This window comes from Wohlfahrtiimonas sp. XWW7 (assembly GCF_056716055.1).
Window position 1 is genome coordinate 165,132 of the sequence record NZ_CP168032.1, and the last position, 23,072, is coordinate 188,203.

The following is a 23,072-nucleotide window of genomic DNA, read 5'->3' on the forward strand; positions in this document are numbered from 1 at the left end:
CATATTCAGTAAAAATAAAATAAGCGCATAGATTATCACATCTTGCGCTTATTTAAGACAACCCATTTTAAATTAAAATAGTCGCTATATTATCTTCTACCTGCTGCATCTAATAATGCATTACTTTTACCTGAACACAACGCATCAGATGTAAAGCCATAGCTTGTTGTTACATAACAAGGAGTTTTCTTCTTACCAACTGTAGCGATAAAGTCGATTCTTAATGCGCCTTTATTAACATCTGAAATTGTTACTTTGCTTTTATCAACACCCAATGCAAATGCAGCACGTTCTTGTAATGTTTGCTCGCCAACAATTGCAGTACAACCACCTAAAACAGCTGCACCAATCACGCCTAAAACCGCTAATTTAAAATTCATTATAATAATCCTATAATCTGTGTTTTATAAGTTGTTTAAGTTAACAACTTCCACCAATATAATCAAGATATTATTAAGTTATGCTAGATATTATAGATAATAAAAAGCTCTAAATCATTTCTGACTTAGAGCTTCGATCCGAGAAGAAATTACTTCTTCTTAGCTTTCTTAGCTTCTGGACCATTTACAGCATCTTTTAAGCCTTTACCAGCTTTGAATGCAGGTACTTTAGATGCTTTGATTTGGATTGTTTTTTCTGGATTACGTGGGTCACGGCCAACACGCGCAGCACGATCACGTACAGAAAACGTACCGAAACCGATCAAAGTAACGCTATCGCCATCTTTCAAAGTTTCTTTGATTGTTTCCATTACTGCATCAACTGTTTTAGCTGCTGCTACTTTACTGATGTCTGCTTTTTCTGCAACTGCTGCGATTAGTTCTGTTTTATTCATAAAATACCTACCTAGTTATTATATACAAGTTCAAACATACTGATCCCCCTCATTTGGAGGGATACAATATGCTTTATACGTTGCAATTACTAACGAGTCAAGAAATTTTAGCAGTGTTTCTCTGTACTTTTGATGTTGCTCATAGGTACTGAAAAGTCCTCTAATGCATTATATCTTTGAAATTCATCATTTTTTTCGATATTTTTCACAAAAGAGTGTTGAATCACTTCATCGAAATGCGACACAGGAATAATCGTTAATTGCTTCTTAATTTCAGCAGGAATATCCTCTAAATCTTTGATATTTTCTTCAGGGATCAGAACTATTTTCAATCCTGCACGAGCTGCTGCCAAGAGTTTTTCTTTCAAACCACCAATTGCTAGGATATTTCCACGCAACGTAACCTCGCCTGTCATCCCAATATCAGAACGAATTGCTTGATTCAATAAGGCCGACAAAATGGCTACAGTAATCGCACCACCAGCACTTGGTCCATCTTTTGGTACAGCACCTTCTGGTGCATGCACATGAATATCCAATTTATCTGCAAAATCATGTGATAAACCATAAGATTGAGCACGTGAACGAATTAAACTCATCGCGGTGCGCATAGATTCTTTCATCACATCACCTAAACTACCTGTTGTGATCAAATTGCCTTTGCCTGGCATCACTTCCACTTCAATACCTAAAAGCTCGCCACCTAATTGCGTCCAAGCCAAGCCATTCACATAACCCACTTGATCATCTTTCTCTTTCACACCAAAACGATAGCGAGGCATACCTAAATATGACTCCAACATTTTTTTCGTAAGCGTTACAGGCTTATGATCATTCACTTTAGTTATCGCTTTACCTTTTTTACCGTCAGATTTCTTCATGATCTCTTTGATCACTTTGCGGCAAACTTTTGCAATTTCACGATCCAAAGAGCGAACACCAGCTTCTTTCGTATATAAACGAATAATGTCTAACATAATGCTGTCTGAAATCTTAATCGCATCTTCTTTTAACTTGTGCTCTTTCAACTGCTTTGGCAACAAGTAATTCTTAGCAATATCCAATTTCTCAAGCTCTGTATAACTTGATAATTCGATGATTTCCATACGATCACGCAATGGCCCTGGAATATTGAAGCTATTAGATGTCGCAATGAACATCACTTCAGACAGATCAACATCCACATCCAAATAGTGATCATTGAACGTAGAATTTTGCTCAGGATCCAAAACTTCCAACATCGCATGTGCTGGATCACCTTTATAATCCGAGCCCATTTTGTCGATCTCATCCAACAACATTAATGGATTCTTAGTTTTAGCTTTTGCGAGCATTTGTACGATTTTACCTGGCAATGCACCAATATAAGTACGACGATGGCCACGAATCTCTGATTCATCATGCACGCCACCCAAACTCATGCGCACTAATTCACGGCCTGTTGCATCTGCAATTGAACGAGCCAGTGTTGTTTTACCAACGCCAGGCGGTCCAATTAAACACAAAATATTACCTTTCACGCTTTTCGTGTGATTTGTCACAGCCAAATATTCCAAAATACGCTCTTTCACTTTATCTAAGCCAGAATGATCTTTATCCAAACGATCCTCTGCTTTCACAATGTCATATTTTAAACGTGAACGCTTATTCCATGGCATTTTCAACAACCAATCAATATAAGTACGCGCGACTGTTCCTTCTGATGACATTGCTGGCATAGATTTCAAGCGTTTCAACTCTGTTAACGCTTTCTCTTCTGCTTCTTTTGGCATTTTTGCTGCAATAATTTTTTCTTCCAACTGATCCAATTCAGACAAGCCAGAATCATTCAAATCATCCAATTCTGTACGAATCGCTTTGATCTGTTCATTCAAATAATATTCACGCTGATTCTTACTCATCTGCTTTTGCACAGAAGCTTGAATACGATTTTGTGTTTCTAAAACATCCACTTCGTAAGTCAATTGTGATACTAAATTTTTCACCAATTGCCCCAAAGCTGGTTCTTCTAGAACTTCTTGCTTTTTCGCAATTGAAACAGGCAAATAATTAATGACTTTAATTGCCAACTGTTTCAAATCATCTTCATGTTTGATGTTCTTCAATAAATCTTCAGGGATTTTTGTGAGTGTTGAAATATTATTGAATAAATTACGAATCACATTGCCATACACTTTAGATAAATTTTCTGACAAATCTTCTTCGATTGGTTCAAGCGTATAATCAGCAATGCAATAATCCAAATCTTCTTCGCTATCATCTGCCACAACTTTGTTGATCGCTTGTAATTTAATACGCTCAGTTGTTTCAACGAGCACTTTATAAGTACCATCTTCAATTTGTACTTTTTGAATAATACGACCAACAACACCAGTGCCATAAACACTTTCCATATCTACAATTTCACTATCCATAGAGATATGAGTCACGAGCAATACTTCATTATTAAAATCTTCGGCAGCTTGCAAAGCACCCATAGAAAGCGGACGACCAATCAAAAGTGGCACTGTTAAAGTAGGAAATACCACTAAATCACGAATCGCAATAATTGGACGCTGATGAATTTCTTGGGAATGTGACATAATATAATAACGACTCCAAAATAATTTTTAGATAACGACTGGTAAACTGTACCATCGTAACTGATTTTTTAAATCATACAATTTAAAATTTCACACTTGTTTATCAATGGAGACGCCACCATTAAAATTCAATCTCTACTTGTAAATATTTATATAAATGAACCGATTTGATCTAAAAAGTAGCTATCAACCTTCAGGTGATCAGCCCACAGCCATTCAAAGTTTAGTCAACGGATTAGATAATGGATTGGCTGCACAAACTTTACTCGGCGTAACAGGCTCAGGTAAAACATTCACCATGGCAAACATCATTGCACAAACGCAACGACCTGCCATCATTCTTGCGCCCAATAAAACATTAGCGGCACAGTTATATGGTGAAATGAAAGAGTTCTTTCCTGATAATGCCGTGGAATACTTTGTTTCCTACTATGATTACTATCAACCAGAAGCTTACGTTGCAGCATCGGATACTTATATCGAAAAAGATGCTTCAGTGAATGATCACATTGAACAGATGCGATTATCTGCAACCAAAGCTATTTTGGAACGCAACGATACAATTATTGTTGCAACAGTTTCTTCCATTTATGGTTTAGGCGATAAAGATCATTACATGAAAATGATCCTTCATCTAACTGTGGGTGAAAGAATTGACCAACGCAGCATTTTAAAACGCTTAGCTGAACTACAATATACAAGAAATGATGTTGTACTTGAACGTGGTAATTTTAGAGTTCGTGGCGATGTCATTGATGTATTCCCTGCTGAAAGTGAACGTTACGCAGTCCGCATTGAGTTATTTGATGATGAAGTGGAACGATTAAGCTTTTTTGATCCTTTAACTGGAAGTGTTGAACGTAAAGTACCACGTTTAACAGTTTATCCTTCAAGCCACTATGTCACGCCAAGAGAAACATTATTGGCTGCCATCGAAAAAATTAAAGAAGAGTTAGTTGAGCAACTGCAATATCTTCGTGCTAACGATAAATTAGTGGAAGCACAAAGATTAGAACAACGCACAAGATTCGATATCGAAATGATCGTAGAACTTGGCTATTGCCAAGGCATCGAAAACTATTCTCGCTATTTATCTGGCAGAAATGCAGGCGATGCACCACCAACATTGTTTGATTACTTGCCGCCTGATGCACTACTTTTCATAGATGAATCACATGTGACAATTCCGCAATTAGGTGCAATGTATAAAGGTGATCGCTCTCGTAAAGAAAATTTAGTAACTTATGGCTTCCGCTTACCTTCGGCTTTAGATAATCGTCCACTACGATTTGATGAATTTGAAAAACTCATGCCACAATCTGTGTTTGTATCCGCAACACCAAGCACGTATGAGGCTGATCATGCAGATAATATTGCAGAACAAGTTGTGCGCCCTACAGGATTATTAGATCCTATCTTAGAAGTGCGCCCAGCGGACACACAAGTGGATGATGTATTAAGCGAAATCTATCAACGCGTTGCTAAAGGTGAGCGTGTATTAATCACGACATTAACCAAACGCATGAGTGAAGATCTCACAGATTTCTTGAATGAGCATCAAGTAAAAGTTCGTTATCTCCATTCCGACATTGATACAGTAGAACGCACAGAGATCATTCGCGATCTTCGTTTAGGTGTATTTGATGTATTAGTGGGCATTAACTTATTGCGTGAAGGCTTAGATATTCCTGAGGTTTCACTCGTAGCAATTTTAGATGCGGATAAAGAGGGATTCTTACGATCAGAAAGATCATTAATTCAAACCATCGGCCGCGCTGCGCGTAACTCAGAAGGTAAAGCAATTCTTTATGCCAATAAAATCACGAAAGCGATGGCAGCAGCGATTGGTGAAACAGAACGACGGAGAGCAAAACAAGAAGAATACAATGAATTGCATGGCATTGTGCCCAAAACTGTCCATAAAAAAGTCGCGGATATTATGCAGGATGCGCGTGATATTGAGGATAATGATCATGACCGACAAAATCAGGCACATGACATTGATTTAAATCAAATCAAAGATCCGAAAATTGTCACTCAAAAAATTGCAGTGCTAGAAAAGCAGATGATGGAACATGCTAAAAACCTAGAGTTTGAAGAAGCTGCTAAAGTAAGAGACGAAATTGATTATTTGAAAAAGTATTTTATTTAACTTTAATTTCCTGTTCAAATTCTATAGGCAAAAAGAAACCCCGCAAGCGGGGGTCTTTAATATTTACATTAAATTAGAAATTATGAACCTGAAATTGTATCGCGGCAATTAACAGGCAACCATTTATCTTTCATCGCTGTAGATTTAGCAGTACATGTCCAATTTACAGAACCTGCAGCATCAGCATTATTAGCGCCAATACCACTACCTGATGGAGATAAAGTCAATGTTGCACCAGTTGCTACTTTTTCAGTATAAGTAATAACAATAGTACTTACTGCATCAGCCGCACTGCCATCAGTAACCTCAATAGAAGCAACCGATTGTCCTTTAATATCACCCGCATCAGCCAAACCTGCTTGAGTATTTCCTGTAGGCCATTTACCTTGTGTAGAAAAGTATTCAGTAACTGCCATTTTAGCACCTGTTGCTAATGCAATACCTTCAGAAACATAAGTACGTTTAGTGTAATCTTGGTAAGCTGGCAATGCGAACATTGATAAAATACCGATAATAGCAACAACGATCATTAACTCGATTAATGTAAAACCTTTCTGTAACATAATTTTCTCTCCAAAAAATTAATTATTATTGTCTAGTGACGCCTAACATTAAGCATAAGACATGCCAAATATTAAAATTTAATATAAAAACAATTACTTATATTGAATTATATTTTTATTATACTAACATCACTCGTTTAAACGGAGTTTCTTCCAATGAATCATGACATAAAATGTCATCCATAGAATACTATCTCCGCGAAACACTATACCATAAAATTTTAAACATAAAAAAAGCCCACATTCATAAGAATGTGGGCAGAAGCGGAGATACTATTATTATTTATTATTCAGTAAAATTTATTTATCTGTTTTTTACATGCCTAGACTTAAGCAATAAGAATACCAACTAATAAATAACCAATAACATCAATTAATTACATAAATATACTTTTTATAGCTTTAATAACCATTCTTGAATCATCCACTCTTGTTTAACACTTGTAGACGATAACTCAATGATTTTTATAAAAGCCTCATAATACTCTAATAGCGCTGTTGCTGGGCGCTCTGACAGAGTCTGCGAGACCAATCCTGCACCTTGATTACCTTTTAAAGCCTGCGCCAACCAATATAAAATCAAATGAGCTGCAAACTGCCAATTTTTGTCAATGAATTCAGATAACTCTTTCAAATTATTTCTGTGCTGCAAATAGCGAACTAAGAGCTTATCTAGCTCATTCACTGTCACCATTACATCGGATGACAAAAATTTGTACGACAAAATTGGTCGCTCGTAACTCAATGCCAATAATTGCTGTAAAACTTCTCTCGATGCTGTTAATCCTTGCGATTCCAACCATTGCAGGATCGTTTCATTCTGCCCATTAACTGACAATAATTGTCTCTGGCATCGACTAGTAATCGTAATGGGTAGCTTTTTAGGATAACTGGAAACCAAAATCAAATAACAATTTGCCACAGGCTCTTCTAATGTTTTTAACAATGCATTGGCTGCATTGAGATTCATCTCATGTGCATTATGGATCACAATCACTTTGCGGCCAGTTTCACTCGTCATCTGTGCAAATTGGATCAACTGACGAATTTGGTCAACTTTAATAAAGTGACTCTTCTCTTCTGAGGCAATGCTTAATAAATCGGGATGACTATTTTTGTCAATCCATAAACAGCTTTGACATTTCCCACAAGCACGTTGATCTTTCCGATCTAAACACAAAATACTTTTAGCAATATCATTGGCAAAAATAGATTTACCAATATCTTGTTCGCCAGTAATGAGCAATGATTGAGGGAATTTCCCTGAATCGTAACGATTGACCATTTCTGTCAATTGATCATCAAACCAAGGCAAATATGCAAATTTTGTCACAATATTACTCATAGAAATTTCTGCAAAGCAGTTTCAATCTGCATTGTAATATCATCAATGGATAATGATGCATCTACTTTCACAAACTGTTCGGTTCTCTCTTTTGCCAATTCCGAATAACCTGAACGAACAGTCTCAAAAAAATCAATCTGCTCGCTCTCAAAGCGATCCAAAGCTTGACGTTTTTTAGCACGAGCCATGCCTTGTGAAACATCTATATCAAACCAAAATGTGCGGTCTGGCCTTAAACTTTCCTGCAACCATGTCTCTAAATAGACAATGTGCTCTCTTCCAATCGAACGACCTGCTGCCTGATAAGCATATGTTGCTTCTGTAAAACGATCACATAAAACCCAATTGCCACGATTCAACGCTGGTTTAATCACTTGCTCAATGTGCTCTTTACGGGCTGCAAACATCAACAACAACTCTGTTTCAGCACACATATTTTCTGTTAATAATAAATGACGAATTTTTTCAGAAAGATCTGTTCCGCCTGGCTCACGAGTTGTGATAACACTAATATTTTGATTCATCAACCAATCTTTAATGATTGGGATTTGCGTGCTTTTACCTGCACCTTCCGTACCTTCAAACGTAATGAAACGCCCAAGATTTTTTGACATGATTATTTTCCACTATTCAATCGTGCACGATATTCACGAACTGATTTATTATGCCCATCCAATGTTGCATTGAACACATGCTCACCTGATCCATCGCCTTTCGCTACAAAATATAAACTATTGCCTTCTTTGGGATTTGCTGCGGCATAAACAGCTGCAACACTTGGCATTGCGATTGGCGTTGGTGGCAAGCCATCTCTTGTATAAGTGTTATACGGTGTATCTCTTTGTAAATCACTGCGATAAATTGTGCCTCGATATTTATCACCCAAACCATAAATCACTGTTGGATCTGTCTGTAAACGCATACCTTTATTCAAACGTCGAACAAATACACCTGAAATTTCTGGTCTTTCATGGGCAACACCAGTTTCTTTTTCAATGATAGACGCAAGTGTTAATAATTCATGCTTGTTTTGAATAGGTAAATCTATATCTCGTTTATCCCAAACTTCATCCACAAAACGATTCATAGATTCATAACTGCGTTTTAAAACATCGACATCTGTATAACCACGAGGGAAAAGATAAGTTTCAGGCATAAAGTAACCTTCATAAGGCTGGCCTTCATAACCAATCAACGCCATAACTTCTTCTGGCGTTTGATCATCTGAAATTGTATGCACTACATCTGGAGATTTAGCCAAAGCCTCTCGCATTTGCTTAAAACTCCAACCATCCACAATTGTAAAACTATATTGAACACTACGACCTTTCGTCACCATCGCCCAAAAATCAGCAGGACGCATATTATCAGTCACTTCATACTCACCGACTTTAACGTCATTAAGTGTGCCTGTTAAACGGCCATAAATTTTTAAAAATTGTGTATTGGTATTTGGCAACTCTGCTTTCAATGCACGTAAAACAGAGTCTGCATTCATGCCTGATTTTACGTCAATTAATACAGTTTTATTATCGGCAATCATAGGAGATTTCATATAATTTAAAAAATTATAACCAAACTGCGTCAAACCAACGAATAATCCGATGAATAAAACCAGCAAAATCGCGCGAGAAAGAACATATTTCACTATAAAAAATAGTACTTTCTTTATGTAGTGCAAAAACTTCATTAATCTTTAGCTCTTTGGAAAATTAATGTACCGTTTGTACCACCAAATCCAAATGAATTTGAGATTGCAACGTCGATTTTTCTCTCTTGCGCTGTATGTGCCACAAGGTTCAAATCGCAACCTTCATCTGGATGATCTAAATTAATCGTGGGTGGCGCAACATTATCTCGAATGGATAATACAGAGAATACAGCTTCAATACCACCAGCAGCTCCCAGTAAATGCCCTGTCATCGATTTTGTTGAACTCATTGCTAATTGGTATGCATGCTCACCAAAAATTGATTTAACTGCTGTTAACTCAGCCATATCACCCAGTTTTGTTGAAGTACCATGAGCATTGATATAGTCCACAGCATCAGCATTTAATTTCGCATCATTCAATGCCATTGTCATACAACGACCCGCACCTTCGCCATTTTCCATGGGCGAGGTAATGTGGTAAGCATCACTTGTAGCACCAAAACCAACCAACTCACAATAAATACGTGCACCACGCTTTACTGCATGTTCGTAAGATTCCAAGATGATTACACCTGCGCCATCGCCTAAAACAAAACCATTGCGATCCTTATCCCACGGACGAGAAGCTTTTGTTGGTTCATCATTACGATTTGATAATGCTCTTGCTGCTGCAAAGCCACCAATACCTGTTGGCGTCGTTGCCATCTCTGCACCGCCAGCAATCATAACATCCGCATCACCGTAAGCAATCATTCTTGCAGCCATGCCGATGGAATGTGTACCTGAAGCACACGCTGTTACAGGTGAAATGGAAGGACCTTTAAAACCTGTCAATATAGATAATTGCCCTGGCAACATATTAATAATGGAACGAGGCACATAAAAAGGACTGATACGATTAGGGCCTTTATTCAATAAAGTCTCACAGTTTTCCTCAATACCAGGTAATCCGCCAATGCCTGAACCTAACATTGCACCAATACGATCAGCATTCTCATCAGTGATTTCTAAACCTGCATCTTTAATTGCATCAACAGCAGCACCAATACCATATTGGATAAAAAGATCCATTCGTTTAGCATCTTTTGGATTCATATATTTTGATACGTCAAAATCTTTTGTTGATGCTGAAAAAGTAACAGGATAGCCAGTAGCATCAAATGCAGTAATGGGCGCTGCACCACTGACTCCAGCTAAAATATTCGTCCAAGCTGATTCCACGGAACTTCCTAATGCAGAAACGATACCTAAGCCTGTGACAACTACTCGCTGCTTCATAACAATTCCTTAAATTTTAATTCCATAAAAAATAAAACGGCTTCATAAAACTTGTGAAGTCTATGAAAACCGCTCTATTGACAATTCTGACCAGATTATTCAAATTATGACATTGAATAAAATTATTTATCTAAGTTTGCTGTCACGTAGTCAATTGCTTGTTGAACTGTAGTGATTTTTTCAGCTTCTTCATCTGGAATTTCACAATCAAACTCTTCTTCAAGAGCCATTACTAATTCAACTGTATCTAAAGAGTCCGCGCTTAGATCATCAATAAAAGAAGATGAATTGTTTACTTGCTCTTCTTTTACTTGAAGTTGTTCGATAACAATCTTCTTAACACGTGCTTCGATATCGCTCATAATTTTAAAAATCCTTAACTTAATAAAAAAATAGGTATCAAATTACCAAAATGTATTTTAAAAAAAATGTTTGCTAAAGTCCAAGACTTTTTAACATCTTGCCTTAAGGCATAAACATTCCGCCGTTTACATGGATAGTTTCACCTGTGATATAGCTTGTTTCTTCAGCTGCTAAAAACTTAACAGCATTCGCAATATCTTCAGGCTTACCCAATGTATTCATAGGGATACTTTTGAGTAATGATTCTTTTACTGCTTCTGGTAAATCTTTTGTCATATCTGTATCAATGAAACCAGGTGCCACACAGTTCACTGTAATACCACGACTTGCAACTTCAATTGCCATTGACTTCGTAAAGCCAATCACACCTGCTTTTGCTGCCGCGTAGTTCGTCTGACCACCATTACCTGTTACACCAACAATGGATGTAATATTCACGATACGACCAAAACGAGCCTTCATCATATCACGCATTACCGCTTTAGATAACTTATAAATACTTGTTAAATTTGTAGTAATAACATCTGACCAATCTTCGTCTTTCATTCTCATTAACAATTGATCTTTAGTAATACCTGCATTATTCACCAATACAGAGATAGAACCATATTTTTCAGAGATCGCTTTTAATACAGTTTCAATGCTCTCTGCATCTGCAACATTCAATACAAATGCATCACCATTTTCACCCAAGAAAGATTGGATCGTTGCTGTACCATTTTCAGAAGTTGCTGTACCAATGACAAAATAATTTGCTGCAACTAATGATTCTGCAATTGCTTTACCAATACCACGCGTTGCACCTGTTACCAATGCAATTTTCTTTTCTTGACTCATAAATGTCCTCTTTTAACCACAACGTTCAACAATCATCTCCAAATCCCTTTGCACCTGCACAACAGGATCAAAAGGTGATGATTGTTCCATTAAACGAATACTTAACTGCTGTTTATTCCCACTGAATTCAGGGTAAATTAATGCATCTTTAACATCAACTCTCACCAATTCAGCATCCCATTTCACAGTTTTATAAAATAATCCCTGCTTAAACTCACAAACTTCTTCATCTTTGATTTGTCTTAATGTCGACAATAAATACTTCAAAGCACTTTCCGTTGGCCCAAACAATAAGAACCAACGCTCAATATGCTCACTTCGCAATTCATGAGAAAATCTTAACCAATGGTGCAAATTAGGCAGATCAAAACTACCGATTCCACCTGTTACTTTTAAACGCTGACGAATTACGTTTAAAAAAATATTTTCTTTAATTTCATCGAAAGTTTTAACACTACCAAAAACAAGATTTTGAATTAAATCTTTAATTTTTAATTTCTCATCAGCACTGACTTCATCTTTAAATTGAAGTTTTTCTAGCTGTTTAATCATTTCTATTTTTAGATTATTTTTTGAAATAATTTCAACCAAATCAACCAATGCAGATAGTGCCGCAATCGTACTATAAGGATCATCATATTCAATATGAGCTTTACTTTGTTTGAATAACATTTCAGCTCTTAATAAGCGACGAACCCCTTCGCTCAAAGGAAACTCATAAATCATAAACTATTTCACCATAGCCTCTTACAATGGAGCTAGACTATACTGTTTATCTAATTGTTTCAATATATTTCGAGTGTACGATTCGTTCGTATTCACAATAATTGTACTCGCTAAATTTCGCCGTTCTTGATTACTTGCTTGAGAACTAATTATCCGATCTGATAAAACCTCATCAATTCCATCACGTATCATCACTCTGTCTCTCTGCGTGATAGGATCCACCTCAATCACCAAAATATCATGAGCCAATTTCAAATAAGGGGATTGACTGTTTAATAATGGAATGACAATCAAATGATAGGACCCAGTATCATTATCCAATTGTTCAATAACAGAACGATAAATCAAAGGATGCATGATCTCTTCTAATGATTTTTTAGCATCAGAATCATTAAAAATAATGTTTCGTAATTTTTTGCGATCTAATTGGTCATTAACAAATATTTCGTTACCAAAGCAATCTTTCACGCTTTTCAGAGCCGAATTAGAATAAATAGATGCACCTGAAAGCAATAGATTGCGCGCAATAACATCTGTATCGATCACATGAGCATTCAGCTTTGATAAATAATCAGAAACAAATGTTTTACCAGAAGCAATGCCACCTGTTAATAAAACTATACGCTTCATAAAGCTATACATCAGCCCAAATAAAAGAAAGATTCTGCATGTAAATCAAACAACAGCACAATGATAGATCCCAAGGCTAAAAATGGACCATAAGGAATATATTTGTCCTCATCTTTGCGTAAAAATAGCATCAGAATACCAATGATAGCACCTGCGATGGATGAGATAAGAATGACATTGAACAGATTACCAACACCTTGCCATGCACCAATCATTGCTAATAATTTAAAATCTCCAGCGCCCACACCAACTTTTTTAAATACCAACAATGAAAATTGATTAATCAACCAAAGCGACAAATAGCCTATAATTGCGCCTAAAAATGCAGCTTTAAATGAGAGTGTAATAATAGAAAAATAACTTAAAATCAACCCCAACCAAATCATAGGGTTCGTCAATTCATCTGGTAAAATTCTAAATTCCAAATCTATTAATGTCAGAGAAATTAAAATCCATACAAAAAATAAAAAACACAGAGCTTCAACAGTTAAACCCAAAACACAGACAACAAACACTGACAATAAGCCTGTGACAAACTCAATGATTGGATATTGAGGAGAAATTTTCTGATGACAACCCGAACATTTCCCTCTTAAAAAGACCCAACCTAAAACAGGAATGTTTTCATAGAATTTAATTTTATGATCACAATTAGGACAAGACGATGGCGGAAATGCTAAATACCGCAATCCTTTTTTCGGCAAAACATCTGACTTATTGAGCAGCTCTTTAGCATCTGAACGAGCCAATAATTTATCTAATATTTTTATACCACTCAGAAATCGATGTTTCTTTTCAGATTCTTCAATTAAAAACTCAGAAATGAGCTGATAATTTTGGTCAAAAATAATCTTAGGCAAACGATAAGCCACAACATTAAGGAAGCTGCCTATAGCAGCGCCTAATACAAACACCAATATATATATCAAAAGATCTAAGTTTTGGATCAAAGTCACTCGTTAATATCTCTAATTATGCGCCTTCTGCCATACTAAACAGTGGTAGATACATTGCAACAACAATACCACCAACCAATGAACCCAAGATCACAATCAAAATTGGTTCAATTAATGACATCATCGCGCCTACAGCATTATCAATATCTTCCATATACAGGTCAGATACTTTTGTCAACATTTCGGATAAGTTACCCGATTTTTCACCAATACCAATCATATAACTCACCATATCTGGGAACATTTTCGATTGCCTCATGGCAAAATTCAATTCCTGACCGATGGCAACATTACCTTTAATTTTTTCTATAGCTTCTTGGAAAACAGAGTTACTTGTTGAATTTGCAACAGTATTGAGTGATGCAATGATTGGCGTACCTGCTTCATACATGGTTGCCAATGTACTTGCAAAGTTAGCACTGTTAGATAAAACAATTAAGTTACCAAACACAGGAAGCTTCAATGTTTGCTCATCAAATTTACGTTTAAATTTATCGTTAGTGCGCAATAGTCGTTTGAATAGAAAAATAAAGACACCAATCCCCATAATAATATAGACAAACGTCCAAGAACGAATTCCCTCTGAAATATTCACAACGAACTGCGTTGCTGCGGGGAGTTCACGACCTTGTTCTTTAAACATATCAGCAAATACAGGCACAACTTTCCAAAGAATTAATGCTGTAATACCTAAAGCGATACAGATAACAATGATCGGATAAACCAAAGCTTTCTTAATCGTTTTTTTAATTCGACTATTTTTTTCTAGAAATTCTGCTAATTGAGAGAGTATTTTTTCAAGCGTACCCGAGCGCTCACCCGCCGCAACAAGCCCAACATATGTCTTATCAAATACAAAAGGGTGTTTTGCCAATGCATTAGACAAACCACCACCACGATCCACATCTGTTTTTACTGCATACAACAATTCGCTCAAAGCAATCTTAGAAGCTCCCGAAGCCTGCATAGCCAAGGCTTCAGATAAAGGTAAACCTGCTTGAAGCATAGTTGCCAACTGTCGCGTGAACAACATAATATCTTCAGGCTTTACTTTACCGCCCTTACCCTTTTTAACTTTTGCTTTAACGATTTTTAACGGCTGAATGCCTTGAGCATTTAACAATGCTCTAATTTTAGTAGGTGAAGAACCTTTCAATGTTCCTTCAACACGATTCCCCAGCTTGTCTCGACCAACCCAATTGTAGTCGACTTCTTTTCGATTATCTAAAGCCATAAGGATGCACCCATATATTTATTATTATGGTACCGACGCCCGGATTTGAACCGGGAAGCCTTGCAGCACTACCACCTCAAGGTAGCGTGTCTACCAATTCCACCACGCCGGCAATTAACTTGAACAGTATATCTTAATTATTTTTTTTGTCTGCACATTTTATGTGCTAGAACTACTTACTACCATCAATATTTGGAACAAGAGATGTTGCTGGCGCATCTAAAACACTTTCTGTTTCACTCGTTGCTGCTTTACCATACAAAACCATCATTGAAAAACTTGTTACAAAAAACACAACAACCATCCATTTAGTTAACTTTGCTAAAAAGTTACTTTTACCTGCTGCACCAAATACTGTACCAGATGCGCCACTACCAAATGCAGCACCAGCATCAGCACCTTTACCATGTTGCACTAGAACCAAACAAACAATAGCGATTGCCACTAAAACATGTATTACTGTAATGATTGTTGTTAATACCATATTAGACCTTCAAATTTACTCTACGCTTCGAATAATTTCCGAAAACACACTTGGCTTTAAAGAAGCACCGCCAACCAAAACACCATCAATATACGCTTGAGACATATACTGAGCAGAGTTTTCTGCTGTCACGCTTCCACCATAAAGAACTCTTAACAAAGGGCGAATTTTATCACTTTTAGATTCTAATGTATAGTAAATAAACTCATGAACTTCGTTAGCAATCTCAGCACTTGCAGACTTTCCTGTTCCTATTGCCCAAACAGGTTCATATGCAACAATGATTTTCTCAAATGCATCGATTCCACAGCGTTCAATCACAGCAGACATTTGTGCAAGGATAACATTTTTCCATTCATCACTTTCACGCTCTTCTAAAGTTTCACCAACACAGAAAATTGGCACCAAACCATTCTCAAGTGCTTTCTCAACCTTTACAGCAACAATATCATTGGTTTCACCAAATAATTGACGACGTTCAGAATGCCCTGCCAAAACATAAGTACACCCAATATCTGACAACATAGCACCAGAAACCTCTCCAGTATATGCACCTGAGTCATGCTCAGCTAAATTTTGAGCACTTAATTGAATTTTTGACCCGACAATTTTTTCAGCAACTTGTGATAAATAAACAAATGATGGCGCAATTACAACATCATGAACACTTTCATTAGCCGCATCCATAATGCCAGCCACTATTGTTGCCGCCATAGTTTTATCACTATTCATCTTCCAGTTACCAGCAATCATTTTCTTTTTCATAAACGACCTTTACTTTCACGAGCAATATTAATTGTGTTGTATACTAACTCATTGTGGCTTTTTTTTATAGCAAACATGTTTATATTCCCATAAAAGCATGTAAAATGACTCCCTTAACTTTAACCTTCTTATGACAGATGGACTAATTATGATACCAAAACGACTAAAGTCTCTTTTTTCATGTGACCTTTCAATCGACTTAGGGACAGCTAACACTCTGATTTATGTTCGCGGACAAGGCATAGTTTTAAATGAACCTTCAGTTGTTGCTATGGAAAAAGATAAAAAAACTGGCCGCGAAAGAGTTGCGGCAGTTGGCCATGAGGCAAAACGCATGTTAGGCAGAACACCTGATGGTATCGAGGCTTATCGTCCACTTAAAGATGGTGTTATTGCAGACATTGAAAGAACGGAAGACATGCTTGGCAATTTTATTGGCCGAGTTTTGCAAAAACGCGCATTTGTTCGCCCAAATCCTCGCATTATTGTATGCGTTCCATCTGGTGCTACACATGTTGAAAAACGAGCAATTAAAGAAGCAACAGAAACGGCAGGCGCATTAGAAGTCAAATTGATCCCTGAACCAATGGCAGCCGCTTTAGGCGCTGGCATTCCTGTTCATGAAGCTACTGGCTCTATGATTTTAGATATTGGCGGCGGTACATCAGAAGTTGCTGTCATCTCATTGACAGGTATTGTTTACGCGAACTCAATTCGTATCGGTGGCGACCACTTTGATGAAGCAATCATCCAATACGTTCGTCGCAATTACGGCATGTTGATCGGTGAACCAACAGCTGAGCGCATTAAGCAAGATATTGGTACAGCTTATCCAATCAATGAAGTTTTAGAAACTCAAGTTCGTGGCCGTAATTTAAGTGAAGGGATTCCTCGCACATTTACTTTGACTTCAAATGAAATTCTTGAAGCGTTAATGGAACCACTACAAGGTATCGTTAGCGCAGTTCGATTGGCTCTAGAACAAACACCTCCTGAGCTAGCAGCAGACATTTCTGAGCGCGGCATTGTGATCACTGGCGGTGGCGCATTATTACGCAACATCGACAAGTTAATTGCCGAAGAAACAGGTTTAGACGCTATCATTGCGGATGACCCTTTAACATGTGTTGTTCGTGGTGGCGGCAAAGCCCTAGAAATGCAAGGATTATATGGTTTAAATGCGTTTGCACTTGAATAAACCTTAATGCAAAACATCTCTACACAAAAGAAACAATTACTCCCAAATCAGAGCATCTTAACCATAAAAATGGTATTAGCTGCTCTGCTTTCCATTGTCTTATTATATGTAGATGCAAGAACTGATTATACAAAACCAACAAAATCAATAGTCAATACAACGATTTATCCAATCAAACTGTTAGCGGAATTGCCAAGTACCGCAGGAAAAAATATTAAAATATGGTTCAGCGATAAATCTGAACTCATCGACACAATTAATAAACTGCAAGATCGACAATACACATTGGAATTTGAAGTGCAAAAGAACGCTTCCTTACTAGCTGAAAATCGCCGCTTACGATTACTACTCCGTTCATCCAACAACTTACAATACCCATCAATCATCTCAGAAATCATTTCAACAAGTACAAACCCTTATCGTCACATTGTTGAACTCAACCGCGGCACAAAAGATCTTATCAAAGTGAATCAACCCATCATTGATACATCTGGCGTTGTTGGGCAAATCATTGATGTCAACCCAATGTCTAGCCAAGCCATTTTAATTTCCGATCCCCAACATATTTTTTCTGTACAAGTCAATCGCAATGGCATTAGAGGTTTAGCACAAGGCACTGGCAGCTATCAGTCATTAAATATCCTCAATATTCCCATTGAAGAAGACATAAAAGTTGGCGACTTGCTAATATCATCAGGATTAGATCAACGCTTCCCACAAGGCTATCCTGTCGCGATTGTTAGCAACATTGAACACGATCCTACCAATCATTTTGCTAAAATCACCGCAAAACCAACAGCCGAATTGAATAAAATTCGAGAAGTTCTTGTGCTAAAGTCCATCGTCGCACAACCGCCCATCGTACCCATTAAAGAGGTTGAATAATGAAATATTACATTGCATTAATTATCTCTGTCCTATTTGGCTTAACATTAGAACTGATCTCGCTATCCAATTACTTAGAGCCTTTTCGTCCACATTTTCTCTTAATGGTGGTACTTTTTTGGCTTTACTCAACAAAAACACAATTCAGCGTCGGATCTGCTTGGCTGATTGGGCTCATCATGGATATCGCCCTGCTTTATCCTCTTGGCTTAAATGCACTTGTTTTTGCAATTACAGCCTACATTACAAAAAGAAATAAAAAATGGCTCACCAAACTCTCTATCTCTGAAGTATCTGCCGCTTTTGCAGGCTTTTATATATTACAAATATTCTTATCTTTGATCATTAACAACATGTTGGGACAAACAACCTCTTTTAATTTTTGGGTTTTTGGTTCCGTTGTATCATCCATTCTTGTTTGGCCTTTAGTTTATACATTGCTCTTTGAGCTTTGCTATATGCTAAAAATTACTTCTAGATAATAGCCATGTCTTTCTTTTCAGCAACAATTGAGAGAAAAAAAAGAAGCAAGACCCAGCTTCAGAGTGTCTTTCGCAACCGTACATTTTTTGTCATTATTTTAATTTTAATTTGCTTTAGTTTATTGCTTGCACAACTTTTTAATCTACAAGTCAATCTACACAAAAAATACTCAACATTATCGGATTCTAATAGAATTCAACTGATCCCCATTCCACCAACACGCGGACATATTTTTGACCGCAACGGTGTCGTTTTAGCAACAAACATACCCTCCTTCAATTTAACCATTACCAAACAAAATACATCTCAATCTGTGGAAGAAATTATTCAAAAACTTCAACAATGGATTCCCATTTCTGAACAAGAGATCGCAAAATATCAACGCATTAACCGTGTGACTTCTCGCCAAACACCCGTGCCCATTAAAGAGCAATTAACAGAAGAAGAGATCAATACTTTATCTGTCAATCTTTATCAATTGGATGGCGTTGAAATTACATCGCAACTCACACGTTACTATCCTGAAATGAATAGTGCAGTTCACGCATTAGGCTATGTAGGCCGAATAGACGCCAATGACAATAAAGATATTGAGGCTAAAAATATACAAAATCAATATCTCACGCTGACCCATATTGGTAAAAAAGGCGCTGAAAAAAGCTTTGAGGATATTCTGCGTGGCACGATGGGATTTGAAGAGGTTGAAACGAATTCAAGCGGTAGAATTATCCGTAGATTAGAACAAACCCTTCCAATTCCTGGCCAAGATATTTATCTAACATTAGATATGCGATTACAGCGAGTCGCAGAATCAGTATTAACGGGTTACACTGGCGCCATCGTAGCTTTTGATCCAAAAACTGGCGAGGTTCTCGCATTTGTGTCTAAACCAGATTACAATCCTAATTTATTCGTTAATGGCATCAGTCATACAGATTTTAACCAATTGAATAATGATCCTGACAAACCGTTCCTCAATCGTGTGATGCAAGGTCGCTACCCTCCTGGATCAACCATTAAGCCACAAATCGCCCTAGCTGGGCTTGAGCATGGCATCATCACACCTACATCCACTGTATCTTGCCAAGGCTTTTACCAAGTACCAGGCAGCAAACATAAATTTAGAGACTGGCGAAGATGGGGACATGGTAAAGTAAACTTATACCTTTCCTTGGTACAATCCTGCGATGTCTATTATTACGATCTCGCTTACAAAATGGGCATCACACCAATGACTGATTTCTTGAAACAATTCTCTTTAGGCAAACCTACAGGGATTGATTTATTGGGCGAAAGTCACGGAACAATGCCAACACCTGCCTATAAACGCCAAACTTTCAATCAACCTTGGTTTGATGGCGAAACAGTGACAGCAGGCATTGGTCAAAGCTACTGGCTAACAACACCTCTACAGGTCAATCAAGCCACAGCAATCGTTGCTCAAAAAGGTAAAGCCTATACTCCGCATATTCTAAAAGCAACACGCAATCCCGCAACACAAGCGCTAACTAATATTCAACCCACGCCAGCAGAACCTGTTCTCATCAGTAAACCTGAATATTGGGCTGGTGTGATTGATGGGATGATTGGCGTAGTACATGGCAGTCAAGGCACGGCACGTCGCATTAGCACAGGACTCAATTATAAAATTGCAGGAAAATCAGGAACAGCGCAAGTGAAATCTATTGCGCAAAATGCTGTATACAATAAAAAGGCTTTAGCTAAAAAGCATCACGATCACGCATGGTTTACCGCTTTTGCTCCCGCAGAAGACCCAACCATTGTGGTGACTGTGTTTCTAGAAAATGGTGGATCTGGTTCAGGTGTTGCCGCACCCATTGCCAAAGAAGTTATCAATGCTTGGGTATCAGATTTTACAGCACCATTAAAAACACCATCCACCAATGCTAGAGCGGGTGAATAATGAGCTACTATGATCCAAATCCATCATTAAAGCCTCGGGGCTTATTGGCTTTTTTTCATTTGGATACAACCTTATTTTTATTATTATTAGCAGTATGTGCCTGCGGCTTAACCATTCTGTACAGTGCTTCTGGTGGTAGTTTAGCGGTTGTGCAAGCCCAAGCTGTTCGTATGGGCATTGGCATATTTGCCATGCTCATCATTGCATTTACACCGCCCTATGTCATTAAAAGCTTAACACCTTATGTCTTTACCATCAGTATCATTGCATTAGTTTTGATATATTTTATCGGCATAGAAGTCAACGGTTCTCATCGATGGTTAGATCTTAAAGTCGTAAGATTTCAACCTTCTGAATTAATGAAATTAGCCGCGCCAATGATGGTGGCTTATTATTTAAGTAATCGCAATTTACCGCCAAGTTTTTTTGTCATTATTACTGCTCTCATCATCACTGTGGCTCCTTTTGCTTTAGTGCTTTATCAGCCCGATCTTGGGACAGCTTTATTAATACTATTTGCATGTGTCACAGCAATATTTTTCAGTGGATTACAGTGGCGATACATTATTATTACAATAATTTTAGTTGGCATTGCCTTACCCATTATTTGGGAGTTTGGCTTACAAGGCTATCAAAAAGGTAGAATTTTAACTTTATTAGATCCCGAATCTGATCCTTTAGGCAAAGGCTATCAAATCATTCAATCCAAAATAGCAATTGGCTCAGGTGGAATCTACGGCAAAGGCTGGTTCAATAGTACTCAAGCATCTCTTAAATTCTTGCCTGAGTCTTCAACAGATTTTATCTATGCCATCACAGCAGAAGAGTTTGGTTTTGTCGGCATTGCCATTTTATTAAGCTTATATTTATTAATTATTCTGAGAGCATTCTATCTCATCAATAAAGCTCGGGATCCTTTCAATAAACTAATAGGCGCTGCAATCACCTCATGTTTTTTCTTCTACATCTTCGTCAATGCTGGTATGGTAAGTGGACTATTACCAATCGTTGGCGTACCGTTGCCATTTATTAGTTACGGCGGAACATCCATTGTGACCTTGTTCCTATCGTTTGGTATAATAATGAGCATTTTCGCACACCCAGAGCCTAAAAAAGAAAAGGAATACACCACGTGAAACGACTAAATTTACTCTTAGCCAGTTCTACAATCCTATTCATCTCAGCTTGTACGAGCAATACAACTGCGCCCATCAAAAAAACAGAAACCAAAAGTGAACCTGCCTATTCTGTACGCGCAGAAACAAATTTAGCATCACGCTCTGATGTAGCAAATTTCATTGAAAAAACACACAATAAAACAGGCATTGATAAAAAATGGTTAACAGATACGCTCAATAAAGCTTCCATCAAACCAACAATTATCGATGCAATGAATCGCCCAGCAGAAAAAATGAACTGGGGTCGTTATCGCCCTATTTTCATCACAGAAAGTAGAATTAATGGCGGTGTTGATTTTTACAATCGATATCAATCTGCATTACAACGTGCAGAAGCTGAATATGGCGTTTCTGCTTCTGTAATTACAGCTATCATTGGTGTAGAAACAAGTTATGGTGGTAATCGAGGTAATTGGGCTGTTGTTGATGCATTGTCAACGTTAAGCTTTGAATATCCTCGTCGCGCTGATTTTTTCTCTAATGAGTTACAAAAATTCTTAACCATCGCTTATAACATGCAACGTGATCCTTTCAGCTTTAAAGGATCATATGCAGGCGCGATGGGTTATCCTCAGTTTATGCCATCTAGCTATATGGCTTATGCCGTTGATTTCGATGGTGATGGCATTAAAGATTTGTGGAACAACCCTGTCGATGCCATTGGCTCTGTTGCAAATTATTTGGCAAAACATGGTTGGCAGAGAAATGGACAGTTAGCATCTGAAGTAAGCATTTCAAATCCTCAAGCTGTTAACAGTTATTTCCAACGTGGCCCAGTTCGCCCACCTAAAACTAATTTAACAACATTAAAACAATTAGGCGTTCAAACTGCCATTAATACAAGCAATCCTGTGACATTAATGCAATTTGAAGTTTCACCTGGTAATAATGAATATTGGATTGGTTTCTACAATTTTTATGTAATTACACGATACAATCACTCTAATATGTATGCACTTGCCGTTTCTCAGCTAGCCAATGCTATTGACTCAAGGAAATAA

23 protein-coding genes and 1 tRNA gene are annotated in these 23,072 nt (G+C 37.4%); 7 read left to right on the forward strand and 17 right to left on the reverse strand.

What is annotated here, in order from left to right:
* Positions 1–89: 89 nt before the first annotated feature.
* The 3 genes from ACA100_RS00810 to lon all read right to left on the reverse strand — a co-directional run bounded on the left by ACA100_RS00810 (position 90) and on the right by lon (position 3,417).
* Positions 90–380, reverse strand: coding sequence for a hypothetical protein (locus tag ACA100_RS00810; protein WP_481078129.1), 291 nt, complete (start codon positions 378–380; stop codon positions 90–92).
* 149 nt (positions 381–529) lie between these two features.
* Positions 530–835, reverse strand: coding sequence for an HU family DNA-binding protein (locus tag ACA100_RS00815; protein WP_481078130.1), 306 nt, complete (start codon positions 833–835; stop codon positions 530–532).
* Positions 836–942: 107 nt separating this feature from the next.
* Positions 943–3,417 (reverse strand): endopeptidase La, encoded by a 2,475-nt coding sequence (gene lon / locus ACA100_RS00820; protein WP_481078131.1) that lies wholly within the window; start codon positions 3,415–3,417, stop codon positions 943–945.
* A 157-nt stretch (positions 3,418–3,574) separates the two neighbouring features.
* Between lon and uvrB the strand changes: the two genes are divergently transcribed.
* Positions 3,575–5,569 carry an excinuclease ABC subunit UvrB gene (gene uvrB / locus ACA100_RS00825; protein WP_481078132.1) on the forward strand — a complete coding sequence of 665 codons (1,995 nt, stop codon included), beginning with the start codon at positions 3,575–3,577 and terminating at the stop codon, positions 5,567–5,569.
* An 80-nt stretch (positions 5,570–5,649) separates the two neighbouring features.
* Here uvrB and ACA100_RS00830 read toward each other — a convergent pair whose 3' ends face one another.
* The 14 genes from ACA100_RS00830 to tpiA form a co-directional block, all read right to left on the reverse strand.
* Positions 5,650–6,132: a pilin gene (locus ACA100_RS00830; protein ID WP_481078133.1), complete on the reverse strand. Its 483-nt coding sequence runs from the start codon at positions 6,130–6,132 to the stop codon at positions 5,650–5,652.
* 394 nt (positions 6,133–6,526) lie between these two features.
* The gene (holB, locus tag ACA100_RS00835; protein WP_481078134.1) at positions 6,527–7,465 is read right to left on the reverse strand and encodes a DNA polymerase III subunit delta'; all 939 of its coding nucleotides are present in this window, start codon (positions 7,463–7,465) and stop codon (positions 6,527–6,529) included.
* Positions 7,466–7,473: 8 nt separating this feature from the next.
* Positions 7,474–8,091 carry a dTMP kinase gene (tmk, locus tag ACA100_RS00840; RefSeq protein ID WP_481078135.1) on the reverse strand — a complete coding sequence of 206 codons (618 nt, stop codon included), beginning with the start codon at positions 8,089–8,091 and terminating at the stop codon, positions 7,474–7,476.
* A 2-nt stretch (positions 8,092–8,093) separates the two neighbouring features.
* Positions 8,094–9,167, reverse strand: coding sequence for an endolytic transglycosylase MltG (mltG, locus tag ACA100_RS00845; protein ID WP_481078136.1), 1,074 nt, complete (start codon positions 9,165–9,167; stop codon positions 8,094–8,096).
* The gene (gene fabF / locus ACA100_RS00850; RefSeq protein ID WP_481078137.1) at positions 9,167–10,408 is read right to left on the reverse strand and encodes a beta-ketoacyl-ACP synthase II; all 1,242 of its coding nucleotides are present in this window, start codon (positions 10,406–10,408) and stop codon (positions 9,167–9,169) included. Before fabF ends, mltG begins: the two co-directional genes overlap by 1 nt.
* A 122-nt stretch (positions 10,409–10,530) precedes the next feature.
* Entirely contained in the window at positions 10,531–10,770 is a 240-nt protein-coding gene (gene acpP / locus ACA100_RS00855) for an acyl carrier protein (RefSeq protein WP_077926727.1), read from the reverse strand.
* A gap of 103 nt (positions 10,771–10,873) precedes the next feature.
* Positions 10,874–11,608: a 3-oxoacyl-ACP reductase FabG gene (fabG, locus tag ACA100_RS00860; RefSeq protein ID WP_481078138.1), complete on the reverse strand. Its 735-nt coding sequence runs from the start codon at positions 11,606–11,608 to the stop codon at positions 10,874–10,876.
* Between the two features lie 12 nt (positions 11,609–11,620).
* Positions 11,621–12,334, reverse strand: coding sequence for a cell division protein ZapD (gene zapD, locus ACA100_RS00865; RefSeq protein WP_481078139.1), 714 nt, complete (start codon positions 12,332–12,334; stop codon positions 11,621–11,623).
* A gap of 21 nt (positions 12,335–12,355) precedes the next feature.
* On the reverse strand, positions 12,356–12,964 hold the full coding sequence (gene coaE / locus ACA100_RS00870; RefSeq protein WP_481078140.1) for a dephospho-CoA kinase: 609 nt from the start codon (positions 12,962–12,964) through the stop codon (positions 12,356–12,358).
* Positions 12,965–12,975: 11 nt separating this feature from the next.
* Positions 12,976–13,920: a prepilin peptidase gene (locus ACA100_RS00875; protein WP_481078141.1), complete on the reverse strand. Its 945-nt coding sequence runs from the start codon at positions 13,918–13,920 to the stop codon at positions 12,976–12,978.
* 16 nt (positions 13,921–13,936) lie between these two features.
* A complete protein-coding gene (locus tag ACA100_RS00880) occupies positions 13,937–15,154 on the reverse strand; it encodes a type II secretion system F family protein (protein WP_481078142.1) in 1,218 nt (405 codons plus the stop codon).
* A gap of 27 nt (positions 15,155–15,181) precedes the next feature.
* Positions 15,182–15,266 (reverse strand) — tRNA-Leu (locus ACA100_RS00885).
* 60 nt (positions 15,267–15,326) lie between these two features.
* On the reverse strand, positions 15,327–15,638 hold the full coding sequence (secG, locus tag ACA100_RS00890; RefSeq protein ID WP_481078143.1) for a preprotein translocase subunit SecG: 312 nt from the start codon (positions 15,636–15,638) through the stop codon (positions 15,327–15,329).
* Positions 15,639–15,653: 15 nt separating this feature from the next.
* Entirely contained in the window at positions 15,654–16,403 is a 750-nt protein-coding gene (gene tpiA / locus ACA100_RS00895) for a triose-phosphate isomerase (protein WP_481078144.1), read from the reverse strand.
* 148 nt (positions 16,404–16,551) lie between these two features.
* Between tpiA and ACA100_RS00900 the strand changes: the two genes are divergently transcribed.
* Genes ACA100_RS00900 through mltB form a run of 6 tightly spaced genes read left to right on the forward strand, consistent with a single transcriptional unit; the run spans position 16,552 to position 23,072 of the window.
* Positions 16,552–17,601: a rod shape-determining protein gene (locus ACA100_RS00900; protein ID WP_481078145.1), complete on the forward strand. Its 1,050-nt coding sequence runs from the start codon at positions 16,552–16,554 to the stop codon at positions 17,599–17,601.
* A gap of 6 nt (positions 17,602–17,607) precedes the next feature.
* A complete protein-coding gene (gene mreC, locus ACA100_RS00905; protein WP_481078146.1) occupies positions 17,608–18,486 on the forward strand; it encodes a rod shape-determining protein MreC in 879 nt (292 codons plus the stop codon).
* A complete protein-coding gene (gene mreD / locus ACA100_RS00910) occupies positions 18,486–18,968 on the forward strand; it encodes a rod shape-determining protein MreD (RefSeq protein WP_481078147.1) in 483 nt (160 codons plus the stop codon). The genes mreC and mreD overlap by 1 nt, the downstream gene beginning before the upstream one ends.
* Positions 18,969–18,973: 5 nt before the next feature.
* Positions 18,974–20,893: a penicillin-binding protein 2 gene (mrdA, locus tag ACA100_RS00915; RefSeq protein ID WP_481078148.1), complete on the forward strand. Its 1,920-nt coding sequence runs from the start codon at positions 18,974–18,976 to the stop codon at positions 20,891–20,893.
* Complete coding sequence (gene rodA / locus ACA100_RS00920; protein WP_481078149.1) at positions 20,893–22,029, forward strand: rod shape-determining protein RodA; 1,137 nt, start codon at positions 20,893–20,895, stop codon at positions 22,027–22,029. The genes mrdA and rodA overlap by 1 nt, the downstream gene beginning before the upstream one ends.
* The gene (gene mltB / locus ACA100_RS00925; RefSeq protein ID WP_481078150.1) at positions 22,026–23,072 is read left to right on the forward strand and encodes a lytic murein transglycosylase B; all 1,047 of its coding nucleotides are present in this window, start codon (positions 22,026–22,028) and stop codon (positions 23,070–23,072) included. Before rodA ends, mltB begins: the two co-directional genes overlap by 4 nt.